Origin of the sequence: Hydrogenophaga sp. NH-16 (genome assembly GCF_004006415.1) — a bacterium.
Taxonomy (GTDB): Bacteria; Pseudomonadota; Gammaproteobacteria; order Burkholderiales; family Burkholderiaceae_C; genus Hydrogenophaga; species Hydrogenophaga pseudoflava.
In genome coordinates this window covers 4,005,074-4,016,537 of sequence record NZ_CP029344.1, presented here as the reverse complement: position 1 = coordinate 4,016,537, position 11,464 = coordinate 4,005,074, and the positions used below count along the sequence as shown (strand labels likewise).

Here is an 11,464-nt window from a genome sequence, read left to right as displayed (position 1 = left end):
GGGGCTTGCAAGCCGGGCCGCCGCCCCCATTTCCGACCTTTGGCTGTCTTGGCCGGTCCCTACAATGGGGCGGTCGTCTTATTCTTCGCGCAAAGGTTGTCCCATGGTTCCGCACCTCGTCACGGCATTGACCGGTCCGATCAACGAGCTGGAGCAGCGGATCCTCGAGTCCACGCCGGTGATCGAGCGCTGGTTCCGTCTGGAATGGATGGAGCACACCCCGCCGTTCTACACCTCGGTGGACGTGCGCAACGCCGGCTTCAAGCTGGCACCGGTCGACACCAACCTCTACCCCGGCGCCTGGAACCACCTGACGCCCGAGATGATGCCGCTGGCGGTGCAGGCGGCAATGGCGGCGATCGAGAAGATCTGCCCCGAGGCCAAGAACCTGCTGCTGGTGCCGGAAAACCGCACCGACTCCTTCTACCTGGCCAACCTGGCGCAGCTGCAGCGCATCTTCTACCAGGCCGGCCTGAACGTGCGCCTGGGCTCGCTGTCCAACGACATCAAGGCACCGACCACCTTCGACCTGCCCGGCGGCGAGTCGGTCACGCTCGAACCGCTGATCCGCAGCAAGCGCCGCCTGGGCCTCAAGCACTTCGACCCCTGCACCATCCTGCTCAACAACGACCTGGCCGCCGGTGCGCCGGGCATCCTGGAAGACCTGCACGAGCAGTACCTGCTGCCGCCGCTGCACGCCGGCTGGGGCATCCGCCGCAAGAGCAACCACTTCAAGGCCTATGAAGAGGTGGCCAAGCGTTTCGGCAAACTGCTGGGCATGGACCCCTGGCTGATCACGCCCATGTTCAACCAGTGCGGCGCGGTGAACTTCGCCGAGCAGAGCGGGCTGGAGTGCCTGCGCAGCAACACCGACGCGCTGCTGGCGCGCGTGCGGCGCAAGTACAAGGAATACGGCATCAACGAGAAGCCCTTTGTCGTCATCAAGGCCGACAACAGCCATGCGGCGCTGGGCCAGCTGACGGTGCGCGACGCCAAGGAGCTGGACGATGCCTGGTTCCAGGCGCGCGCCAAGGCCACTGCGGGGCACGCGATCGGCGAAGTGATCATCCAGGAAGGCGTGCTCACCAACGAGCGCATCAACGCCGCCGTGGCCGAGCCGGTGGTCTACATGATGGACCGCTACGTGGTGGGGGGCTTCTACCGCGTGCACGCCGACCGCAGCACCGACGAGAGCCTGTCGGCCCCGGGCGCGAGCTTCGTGCCCCTGGCCTTCGAGCAGAGCGCCCAGCTGCCGCAGCCGGGTGCCAAACCCGGGGCCAGCGTGCCCAACCGCTTCTACATGTACGGGGTGATCGGCCGGCTGGCCATGCTGTCGGCCGCCTACGAACTCGAAGCCACCGACCCCGAGGCCGAAACCTACGACTGACGCCGGACGGTTGTTGCGCCGCAACATCCGGCGCCCGGCCGTCCGTTTGAGGCCATCTCCCGGCTGACAGCCAGGTGGGCGCGGGCGCAGAATCGCGGTCTTCCAGACAACGGGTCTGGCCCGCCCGGGCCGGACGGTTTTGTGTCCTCGAACAAGTCGTCGCTTGCTGCGCTCACCCTGGGCGCCATCGGTGTGGTCTACGGCGATATCGGCACCTCGGTGCTGTACGCCATCAAGGAAATTTTCGGGTCGGGCCATGTGCCCTTCACCCACGCCAACGTCTACGGCGTGCTCTCCATCGTCTTCTGGACGCTGACGGTCATCGTCTCCCTCAAGTACGTCACCCTCGTGCTGCGCGCTGACAACGGCGGCGAAGGCGGCCTGATCGCGATGCTGGCGCTGGCCTCGCAGGCGGTGAAAGACAAGCCCGAACTGCGCAAGTGGCTGCTGGCCATCGGCATCTTCGGCACCTCGCTGTTCTACGGCGACGGCGTCATCACACCGGCCATCTCGGTGCTGTCCGCGGTGGAGGGTCTGGAGGTGGTGTCGCCCCACTTCAGGAAATACGTGGTGCCCATCACGCTGCTGGTGCTGTTCGCGCTGTTCTTCGTGCAAAAGCGCGGCACGGGTGGCATCGGCCGGTTCTTCGGACCGATCACCGTGCTGTGGTTCCTGTCCATCGCCCTGCTGGCGGTCCCACACATCGTCGGCCACCCCGAGATCCTGGGGGCGCTCAGCCCGCACCATGCGCTGCGCTTCATGTGGGAGCAGCCGGGCACGACTTTCATCATCCTGGGCGCGGTGGTGCTGTGCGTCACCGGTGGCGAGGCGCTGTACGCCGACATGGGCCATTTCGGCAAGAAGCCGATCCGCCTGGCCTGGTTTTCCATCGTCATGCCCTGCCTCACCATCAACTACTTCGGCCAGGGCGCGCTGCTGCTGGAAGACCCGGAGGCGGTGAAGAACCCCTTCTTCAACATGGCGCCCGACTGGGCCCTGCTGCCCCTGGTGGGCCTGGCCACCATGGCCACGGTGATCGCCTCGCAGGCGCTGATCTCCGGCGCCTTCAGCGTGACCAAGCAGGCCATCCAGCTGGGCTACCTGCCGCGCCTGAACATCCGCCACACCAGCGTCAGCGACACCGGGCAGATCTACATCCCCTTCGTCAACTGGGGCCTGTTCACCGCCATCGTGCTGGCGGTGGTGATGTTCAAGTCCTCGTCCAACCTGGCGGCTGCCTACGGCATCGCGGTCACGCTGGACATGCTCATCACCACGGTGCTGACCTTCTTCGTCATCCGCTACGGCTGGAAGTACCCGCTGGCCCTGTGCGTGGCCGCCACCGGCTGGTTCTTCATCGTCGACCTGGCCTTCTTCAGCTCCAACCTGCTCAAGCTGTTTGCGGGCGGCTGGTTCCCGCTGCTGATCGGTGGCGTGGTGTTCACGCTGATGATGACCTGGAAACAGGGTCGGGCCCTGATGGCCCGGGCGCAGCAGGCCGAGGCGATCGAGCTGGACAGCTTCCTCGAAGCCGTGTTCATGGACCCGCCCACGCGGGTGGCCGGCACGGCCGTGTTCCTGACCGCGGACACCGGCACCGTGCCCAACGCGCTGCTGCACAACCTCAAGCACAACAAGGTGCTGCACGAACAGAACCTGTTCGTCACCGTGCGCAGCCACGAACGCCCCTGGATCGGCCTGGACAAGCGACTGGAAGTGGAGCCGCTGGGCCACGACTGCTGGCAAGTCGTCATCCACTACGGCTTCAAGAACGACCCGGACGTGCCCAAGGCGCTGGAACTGATGCGCGGTCGCGGCTGCGACCTGGAGCCCATGCTGACCAGCTACTTCCTCTCGCGCGACCTGGTGGTGCCCACGCTGGGCGAGGGCATGGCGCTGTGGCGCGAGAAGCTGTTCGCGCAGATGCACCACAACGCGGGTGCGGCGGCCGAGTTCCTGAACCTGCCGGCCAACGCCGTCATTGAACTGGGCTCCAAGCTGGAGATCTGACGCCCGGCACAATCGCCGGATGTCTTTTTTCCGTGACCTGAACCTCTCTGCCGCCACGGCCGGTTTCGTGGCGGTGCTGGTGGGCTTCACCAGCTCGGTCGCCATCGTCTTCCAGGCCGCGCAGGCCTTCGGCGCCACGCCCGAGCTCATCACCTCGTGGATGTGGGCGCTGGGCCTGGGCATGGGCCTTTGTTCGGCCATCCCCTCGCTGATCCTGAAGAAGCCCGTGATGGTGGCCTGGAGCACGCCGGGTGCCGCGGTGCTGGCCACGGCCGGCCTGGCCGGCGGCTTCACGATGGCGCAGGCGGTGGGCGCCTTCATGGCCTGCGCCGTGCTCATCATCCTCTCGGGCGCGACCGGCCTGTTCGAGCGGGTGATGAACCGCATTCCCATGGCGATTGCGTCGGCGCTGCTGGCAGGCGTGCTGGCGCGCTTCGGCCTGCAGGCCTTCGCCGCGGCGCAGACCGCGCTGCCGCTGGTGGTGCTGATGCTGCTGGCCTACCTTCTGGGGCGGCGCTTCCTGCCGCGCTACGCCGTGCCGCTGACGCTGCTGGTGGCGGTGGTGACCGTGGTGGCCAACGGGCAGTTCAACGCCGGTGCGCTCACGCTGCAGTGGGCGGTGCCGGTGTTCACCGCGCCCGAGTTCACCTTCGGTGCCTTCGTCAGCCTGGCGCTGCCGCTGTTCATCGTGACCATGGCCTCGCAGAACCTGCCGGGTGTGGCGGCGATCCGCGCCGCGGGCTACCACATGCCGATCTCCAGGATCATCACCATGACCGGTGTCGCCACCCTGGTGCTCGCACCCTTCGGCGGCTACGCGCTCAACCTCAGCGCCATCACCGCCGCCATCTGCATGGGCGAAGAGGCGCACGCCGACAAGGACAAGCGCTACACCGCGGCCGTGGCCTGCGGGCTGATCTACATCGCCATCGGCCTGGTGGGCGCGGCGGTCACCGGCCTGCTGCTGGCCTTCCCCAAGGAACTGGTGCTGGCGATCGCCGGACTGGCGCTGCTGGGCAGCATCGGCAGCGGCCTGCACGCCGCGCTCAAGGACGACGCCCACCGCGAAGCCGCGCTCATCACCTTCCTGGTCACGCTCAGCGGCGTGGTGATTGCCGGCATCGGCTCGGCGTTTTGGGGTGTGGTCGCCGGCGCGCTGGCGCTGTTTGTGCAACAGTACGGAGCCCGAAAGCACACACCATGAACATCCTCTTCGTTGCCGATCCGCTGGAGTCCTTCAAAACCTACAAGGACACCACTTTTTCCATGATGCGCGAGCTGCAGCAACGCGGCCACGCCATCGCCGCCACCGAGCCACGCCACATGGGCTGGCGCAGCGGTGGCACCGTCAACGCCACGGTGCGCCGCATCCGCCTGACCGGCGACGCGCACGACTGGTTCGCAGTCACCGGCGAGGCGGTCGAATCGCTGAAAGACTTCGACGCCGTGGTCATGCGCAAGGACCCGCCGTTCGACAGCGAGTTCTTCTACTGCACCCACCTGCTGGAGCAGGCGCAGCGCGAAGGCGCGCGCGTGTTCAACCGGCCCTCCGCTCTGCGCGAGCACCCGGAAAAACTGGCGCTGATGGAGTTTGCCGAGTTCGCGCCGCCCACGCTGGTGACGCGCTCGCCCGAGGCCATCCGCGCCTTCCACGCCGAACACCGGGACATCATCCTCAAGCCGCTGGACGGCATGGGCGGCATGGGCATCTTCCGAGTCGGCACCGACGGCATGAACCTCGGCTCCATCATCGAGACGCTCAACCAGGGCGGCGCCACCAGCGTGATGGTGCAGCGCTACCTGCCCGAGATCGTGGACGGCGACAAGCGCCTGCTGCTGATCGGCGGGAAGGTCGCGCCCTATGTGCTGGCGCGCATCCCGCAGGGCAACGAGGTGCGCGGCAACCTGGCGGCGGGTGGCAAGGGCGTGGCCCAGCCGCTGTCCGACGAGAACCGCGCCGTGGCCGAGGCCATCGCGCCGGTGCTGGCGGCGCGCGGCCTGCTGCTGGTGGGGCTGGACATGATCGGCAACAAGGTCACCGAGATCAACGTCACCAGCCCGACCTGCTTCCAGGAGATTCACGACCAGACCGGCTTCGATGTGCCGGCCATGTTCGCTGACGCCTTGCTCGATGCGCTGGGCCGCTGAGCCCTTGCACCCAAATCGCTAGCGCCAAATGCATGCCGGCCGCCGTCGGTCATGCATCAAGAACCCTTGGTCCCGAAGTCGGCCGATCGTGACAAATTCGATCGGTAGAAAGTACGCATACAAGGGTTAACCCGGTCTTGCTTGGCTTGCGAGGGTGTGGGTGCTGCATTACAAATACGCGGGCCAGGGGAGAGTAAGCATCCGAACAGCACACCATGCCCGAGAACATCGATACGAAGCGCACCATTTTTGCCAAGACCGCCTTGGGCCAGCAGCAGATCCAGACGCGCGACCTGGGACTTTCACCGATCGTGCGCCGCGCCCTGGTGCTGGTGGATGGCAAACGCACCGCCGACGAGCTGTCGGTCTTCCTCGTGGGCAAGGGCGACATCGCAGAGGTGCTGGAGCAGCTTCTGCAGCTGGGTTGCATTGAAGCCGTCGGTCAGGCCCCCGCCGCAACAACGTCCAGGGCGGCCGCGTCCCATGAGCGGATGGCGGCGGCTCACACCGCAGGCGAGCCGGACGACACCGGGGCAGACCTGGCGGGGCTTCCGCCGGCGGACAGCCGCAGCGCCCAGGACAACGAGATGGCGCGCAACTTCATGATCAATTCGATCAACGCCATCATCGGGCAGAACATGCGCGTCACCCTGGTCACCAACATCTTCCAGGCGCAGGGATCGGAAGGCCTGCGCAAGGTTTACCGCGACTGGGAAACCAGCATGGCGGGGCACAGCGCCGGTGCCCGCAGACTGCCAGAGCTGCGCGAGAAGCTGTTCAAGATTCTGTGAGCGACCCGCCGCCCTGAGGCAGGCCGTCAACGAACACCTTGAGTTCCCCGGGCTCGAACGCGGTCCATTGCTCGTCGCTGGTCAGCGGTGTGGTGACGATCACGGCCGCGCGGTCGCCGGGCTGGTTGACCTCGGCGAAGTTGACCGTCCAGTCGTGGTCCATCAGCGTGGCCTTGGAGAACGGGTACTGGCGCACCAGATAGTGGAGTTTCGTGCTGCAGTGCGCCCACATCGCCTCGCCGTTGGACAGCAGGAAGTTGAAGGTGCCGAAGCGGGTGACCTGCGGGATCAGTTCGCGCAGGGTGTGCGTCAGCTCCTCGACGCTGGGCAGGCTGGCGTGCGACTTGGCCAGTTCCTGCATCAGCCAGCAGAAGGCGCGCTCGCTGTCGGTGGTGCCGACCGGGCGGAACGCGCTGTGCAGCTTGGGGAAATAGTCCTTGAGGTCGCCATTGTGGGCGAACACCCAGTGCCGGCCCCAGAGCTCGCGCGTGAAGGGATGGGCGTTCTCCAGGCTCACCTCGCCGATGGTGGCCTTGCGCACGTGGGCGACGATGTTCCTGCTCTTGAGCGGGTAGCTGCGCAGGAACTCCGCCATGCGCGAGTTGGCCGCGCTCTCGTGGTCGATGAACAGCCGCAGGCCCCGGCCCTCGAAGAAGGCGATGCCCCAGCCGTCCGCATGGTGGTCGGTGGCACCACCGCGCCGGCAGAAGCCGGTGAAGCTGAAGGATGCGTCGGTCGGGGTGGCGCAGTTGAGGGCGAGCAGCTGGCACATCCAGCTATTGTCCGGCAGCCTTCCCGGTTTTTGCGCGCATTTTCACGGCGGCCCCGATGGCCAGCGCACAAATGGCTGCAACCATGAAAAACGTCTCGTTGAATGGCGCGAGGTGGCCAGGCGCGGTGTTGCCCGGGACCAGCTTGAGGCCGTGCGCCGCGGTTCGCCACTCCAGCACGATGCCGCACAGGCTCACCCCCGCGGCGCCACCCAGCATGCGCAGGAAGTTGATGGCGCTGGCGCCCTGCGGGATCTGTGCACGTGCCAGACCGCGCATCGCCCCGACGTTCAGCGAGGGCAGGATGAAGCCAAGACCGAGCCGGCCCAGGATGGCCCAGGCCACCAGCAGGGTGAGGGTCTGGGCGCGGTGGTCGGTGTCGATGGTCGGCATCAGCGCGAACGAGCAGGCCAGCAACAGCAGGCCGATGCTCACCAGGCGGTGGGCCGGCTGGCGGTCCGAGATCCGGCCCACGACGGCGATGGTCACGGCCAGCACCAGGCCGGCGGGCAGCAGGATGGTGCCGACGAACGACGCCGACAGGCCCAGGCCCATCTGCATGTAGACCGGCAGCAGGTAGGTCGAGCCGAACAGCGCCACGCCGTAGATGAAGGCCACGATGCTCCCCATGGCGAAGCGCCGGTCGCGGAACAGCGAGAGGTTCAGCAGCGGGTCCACTCCCTGGTCGGGGTGGCGGGTGCGCGCCAGCAGCATGCGCCGCTGCAGTGCCACGAAGACCAGCAGCGCCAGCGCGGCCCCGCCCAGCAACCCGGCCGCCGCGAGGGGCGTGCCGCCCTTGAGCTCCACCAGGCCGTTGAGCAGGCACAGTGTGCCGGCCGTGGCCAGCAGCAGGCCGCGCCAGTCCAGCGCGGCGCCCTGCGGATTGGGGGCGGCACCGCCGGGGGCGGTGGTCGGCACGAAGCGCCGCGCCATCCACAGCGAGGCCAGGCAGAACGGCACCACCAGGAAGAAGATGGAGCGCCAGCCGAAGGCGTCGACCAGCAGGCCACCGATGGACGGGCCCAGCGCCGGCGCCAGCACCACGCCCATGCCGAAGATGCCGCTGGCGCGGCCCTGTTCCTGGGAGTCGAAGGCGCGCAGGATGATGATGGCGGGGATCGGCTGCACCACGCCCGCGGCCAGTCCTTCGGCCACGCGCGCGGCCAGCACCAGCGGGTAGTGCTGTGCGAAGCCGCCCACCAGGCCGCCGACCAGCAGCAGCCACATGCAGCCGGTGTAGGTGCGGCGGTAGCCATAGCGCGTCAGCAGCCAGGGCGTGGTGAGCATGGACACCGTCATCGCCGCCATGAAGCCCGAGGAGGCCCACTGCGCGCGCTCCTGGCCGAGTGCGAAGTGGTGGCTCATGTCGGGGATGGCCACGTTGACGATGGTCGAGGACATGACCGAGGCCATGGTGCCGACCATCACCGAGAGCAGCAGCAGCCAGCGGTAGCGCGGCCCGTGGCGTTCGCGCAGGGCGGCGATGGAATGAGGGTCGGGTGGTGTGTTCATGCGGGCGGGTCCAGGCGGCAGCTTATCGGGTTTGCTGGTGCCCGGCGTCGCCGGGGACATGCCGCGCATGCATGCCGCGTAACATTGCCGGCACCCGCGCGCGGCACTCAGGCCGGCGCGGTTTGCAATGCGCCTCTTGCTGGTGGAAGACGACTCGATGATCGGCGAATCGGTGCTCGACCTGTTGCGCGCCGAGCAGTACGCCGTGGACTGGGTGCGCGACGGCGACGCCGCCGACACGGCCCTGCGCACCCAGGACTACGACCTGGTGCTGCTCGACCTCGGCCTGCCGCGGCAGGACGGCCTATCGGTGCTGCGCCGGCTGCGCGCACGCCGTTCCCGCGTGCCGGTGCTGATCGCCACCGCCCGCGACGCCCTGGCGCAGCGGGTCGAGGGGCTGGACGCCGGGGCCGACGACTACGTGGTCAAACCCTACGAGATGGACGAGCTGCTGGCGCGCATCCGCGCCCTGCTGCGCCGCGCCTCGGGCCGGGCGGAGCCGGTCTACGAGCACCAGGGCGTGTGCATCAACCCGGCCACGCGCGAGGTCACGGTGAATGGCGAACCGGTGGTGCTCTCGGGGCGCGAGTGGGCGGTGCTGGAGCCGCTGCTGGCGCGGCCGGGGCTCGTGCTCTCGCGCGCGCAGCTGGAAGAAAAACTCTACGACTGGAAGCACGAGATCAGCTCCAACGCGGTCGAGGTCTACATCCACGGCCTGCGCAAGAAGCTGGGCGCCGACCTGATCCAGAACGTGCGCGGCGTCGGCTACCTGGTGCCCAAGGCATGACGCTGCGCTGGCCGACTTCCCTGCGCGCCCGCCTGCTGGTGTTCGTGCTACTGGCCATTCTGGCGACCGCGCTGCTGCAGGCCGCCCTGGCCTGGCGAGCGGCGCGCGGCGAGGCCGACGCCCTGTTCGACTACCAGATGCGCCAGACCGCCCAGACCCTGCGCGCCGGTCTGCCCGAGGGCCTGGCCACCGGCGTGCTGCCGGTGCCGCCGTCGCAGCAGGACTTCGACTTCGTGCTGCAGATCTGGTCGGTCGACGGCTCGCTGCTGCTGCGCTCGGCCGACCGGCCCGAACTGCCCGCGCGCGCGGTGCTGGGCTTCGCCGACGTGGTGGCCCACGGCACCACCTACCGCGTCTATTCGGTGATCACCGGCGGCCTGGTGATCCAGGTGGCGCAGGACATGGCGGTGCGCCGGCGCATGGCCGGCGACCTGGCGCTGCGCACGGCCGCACCGGTGCTGTGGCTGGCGCCGGTCCTGATGTTGGCCGTGGGCTGGCTGGTGCGCCGCACCCTGGCCCCGGTGGCGCGGGTGCGCGAGCAGGTGGCCGCGCGCAGTGCCGACGACCTGGCGCCGCTGGCCGGGCAGGACCTGCCCGACGAGATCCGCCCGCTGGTGCAGGAATTCAACGGCCTGCTGCAGCGCCTGGGCCAGGCCTTCGAGGTGCAGCAGCGCTTCGTGGCCGACGCGGCCCACGAGCTGCGCTCGCCGCTGGCGGCGCTCAAGCTGCAGGTGCAGGGCCTGCGCCGCGCCGAGGGCGTCGAGACCCGCGAGCGCGCATTGCAGCGGCTGGACGCCGGCATCGACCGCGCCACACGGCTGGTCGGCCAGCTGATGGAGCTGGCGCGCCAGCAGGCGCGGCAGGCCGAGGGCGCCCCGGCCGCGCCGCTGAACCTGGCGGCGCTGGCGAGGTCGGTGATCGGCGAGGCGGTGGCCGATGCCCAGGCCCGCTCGCAGGCGCTGGGGCTGTCGGGCCTGGAGACGGCGATGGTGACGGGCCATGCCGACGCGCTGCGCCTGCTGCTGCGCAACCTGATCGAAAACGCCATCAAGTACGCGCCGGCCGCTGGCCGCATCGAGGTCGGTGTGCTGGCCGGCGAAGCAGCGGGCAGGGTGGCGCTGGTGGTGGAGGACAGCGGCCCGGGCATTCCCGAGGCCGAGCGCACGCGCGTGCTCGACCGCTTCTACCGCCTGCCCGACGCGCCTTCCACCGGCAGCGGCCTGGGGCTGGCCATCGCGCAGTCGGTGGCGCAGATGCACGGCGGCGCGCTGCGGCTGGACGCCTCGCCCACGCTGGGCGGCCTGCGCGTGCGGCTGGAGCTGCCGGCGGCCTGATCAGGCCAGTGCGCTGGCCAGCACATTCACCGCCAGCGCCAGCACGGTGAGGTTGAAGGCGAACGAGAGCAGGCCATGCCCCGTGGCCAGCCGGCGCAGCGAGCGCTCGGTGATGGCGACGTCCGAGACCTGCGAGGTCATGCCGATCACCGCGCTGAAGTAGAAGAAGTCCAGGTAGTCGGGCGCCTCGCCGCCCGGAAACGCCAGGCCGCCCACGTGCGGGCGGTCATGCCCGTCCGGCCGGTAGTAGCGCCGCGCGTAGTGCAGCGCGAACACGCTCTGGATCAGCAGCCAGGCGCCCATCAGCGACAGCACCATCAGCGCCAGGTGGGCCATGCGCGGCGCGCCGCGCAGGTGGGCGCCGGCGTCGGCGGCGATGGCCACGGCCACCAGGCAGGCCAGCCCCGCCAGCGTGACCAGCATGAACAGCATGGCCGCGCCCGGGTCCTCCCACTGCGCGCGGCGCCGGGTGTCCGCGGCGTTGAGGCGGTGGGCCAGGTGGGCCATCAGCCCCAGGTAGGTGGTGCAGTACGCGACCCAGCCGCAGAGCAGGGCGGTGCCGGCCGGCGCCGCCACCAGCCGCGCCACCGCCAGGCCGGTCAGCACCCCGGGCAGCAGCGCCAGCGCCTGGCGTTCCAGGGCGCTGAAACGGGCCGACCAGTGCAAGCCGTGCAGGGGGTGCGATCTCATGCGGCCAGTGTGCCACCGCGGGCGGATTAAGCCCC

At 69.0% G+C, this 11,464-nt stretch carries 10 protein-coding genes; 7 read left to right on the top strand and 3 right to left on the bottom strand.

Annotated elements, in window-relative coordinates; translation table 11 throughout:
• The first annotated feature begins 103 nt into the window (after positions 1 to 103).
• The 5 genes from gshA (at position 104) to DD542_RS19350 (ending at position 6,336) form a co-directional block, all read left to right on the top strand.
• A complete protein-coding gene (gshA, locus tag DD542_RS19370; RefSeq protein ID WP_066156836.1) occupies positions 104 to 1,387 on the top strand; it encodes a glutamate--cysteine ligase in 1,284 nt (427 codons plus the stop codon).
• 141 nt (positions 1,388 to 1,528) lie between these two features.
• Entirely contained in the window at positions 1,529 to 3,397 is a 1,869-nt protein-coding gene (locus DD542_RS19365; RefSeq protein WP_127806752.1) for a potassium transporter Kup, read from the top strand.
• Positions 3,398 to 3,416: 19 nt separating this feature from the next.
• Positions 3,417 to 4,601: a benzoate/H(+) symporter BenE family transporter gene (locus DD542_RS19360; RefSeq protein WP_127806751.1), complete on the top strand. Its 1,185-nt coding sequence runs from the start codon at positions 3,417 to 3,419 to the stop codon at positions 4,599 to 4,601.
• A complete protein-coding gene (gene gshB, locus DD542_RS19355; RefSeq protein WP_127806750.1) occupies positions 4,598 to 5,545 on the top strand; it encodes a glutathione synthase in 948 nt (315 codons plus the stop codon). Before DD542_RS19360 ends, gshB begins: the two co-directional genes overlap by 4 nt.
• A 215-nt stretch (positions 5,546 to 5,760) precedes the next feature.
• The gene (locus DD542_RS19350) at positions 5,761 to 6,336 is read left to right on the top strand and encodes a hypothetical protein (protein WP_066156825.1); all 576 of its coding nucleotides are present in this window, start codon (positions 5,761 to 5,763) and stop codon (positions 6,334 to 6,336) included.
• Here the strand turns inward: DD542_RS19350 and DD542_RS19345 are convergent.
• Together DD542_RS19345 and DD542_RS19340 are read right to left on the bottom strand one after the other, a co-directional pair.
• Positions 6,323 to 7,108 (bottom strand): class II glutamine amidotransferase, encoded by a 786-nt coding sequence (locus DD542_RS19345; protein ID WP_066156823.1) that lies wholly within the window; start codon positions 7,106 to 7,108, stop codon positions 6,323 to 6,325. The two genes, DD542_RS19350 and DD542_RS19345, sit on opposite strands and share 14 nt — an antisense overlap.
• Positions 7,109 to 7,112: 4 nt before the next feature.
• Positions 7,113 to 8,618, bottom strand: coding sequence for an MFS transporter (locus tag DD542_RS19340; protein ID WP_127806749.1), 1,506 nt, complete (start codon positions 8,616 to 8,618; stop codon positions 7,113 to 7,115).
• A 127-nt stretch (positions 8,619 to 8,745) separates the two neighbouring features.
• On the opposite strand from DD542_RS19340, the gene DD542_RS19335 reads away from it, so the two are divergent.
• Both DD542_RS19335 and DD542_RS19330 read left to right on the top strand, forming a co-directional pair.
• Positions 8,746 to 9,405 (top strand): response regulator transcription factor, encoded by a 660-nt coding sequence (locus DD542_RS19335; protein ID WP_127806748.1) that lies wholly within the window; start codon positions 8,746 to 8,748, stop codon positions 9,403 to 9,405.
• Complete coding sequence (locus DD542_RS19330; protein ID WP_127806747.1) at positions 9,402 to 10,739, top strand: ATP-binding protein; 1,338 nt, start codon at positions 9,402 to 9,404, stop codon at positions 10,737 to 10,739. The genes DD542_RS19335 and DD542_RS19330 overlap by 4 nt, the downstream gene beginning before the upstream one ends.
• Here the strand turns inward: DD542_RS19330 and DD542_RS19325 are convergent, their stop codons facing one another.
• Positions 10,740 to 11,429, bottom strand: a complete 690-nt coding sequence (locus DD542_RS19325) for a DUF1345 domain-containing protein (protein WP_164868438.1) — start codon at positions 11,427 to 11,429, stop codon at positions 10,740 to 10,742.
• Positions 11,430 to 11,464 lie beyond the last annotated feature (35 nt).

Excerpts from the sequence above, each read along its gene's own strand:
- gshA (WP_066156836.1), top strand. The coding sequence starts at position 104 with ATGGTTCCGCACCTCGTCACGGCATTGACCGGTCCGATCAACGAGCTG.
- DD542_RS19360 (WP_127806751.1), top strand. The coding sequence starts at position 3,417 with ATGTCTTTTTTCCGTGACCTGAACCTCTCTGCCGCCACGGCCGGTTTC.
- gshB (WP_127806750.1), top strand. The coding sequence starts at position 4,598 with ATGAACATCCTCTTCGTTGCCGATCCGCTGGAGTCCTTCAAAACCTAC.
- DD542_RS19350 (WP_066156825.1), top strand. The coding sequence starts at position 5,761 with ATGCCCGAGAACATCGATACGAAGCGCACCATTTTTGCCAAGACCGCC.
- DD542_RS19345 (WP_066156823.1), bottom strand. The coding sequence starts at position 7,108 with ATGTGCCAGCTGCTCGCCCTCAACTGCGCCACCCCGACCGACGCATCC.
- DD542_RS19340 (WP_127806749.1), bottom strand. The coding sequence starts at position 8,618 with ATGAACACACCACCCGACCCTCATTCCATCGCCGCCCTGCGCGAACGC.
- DD542_RS19335 (WP_127806748.1), top strand. The coding sequence starts at position 8,746 with ATGCGCCTCTTGCTGGTGGAAGACGACTCGATGATCGGCGAATCGGTG.
- DD542_RS19330 (WP_127806747.1), top strand. The coding sequence starts at position 9,402 with ATGACGCTGCGCTGGCCGACTTCCCTGCGCGCCCGCCTGCTGGTGTTC.
- DD542_RS19325 (WP_164868438.1), bottom strand. The coding sequence starts at position 11,429 with ATGAGATCGCACCCCCTGCACGGCTTGCACTGGTCGGCCCGTTTCAGC.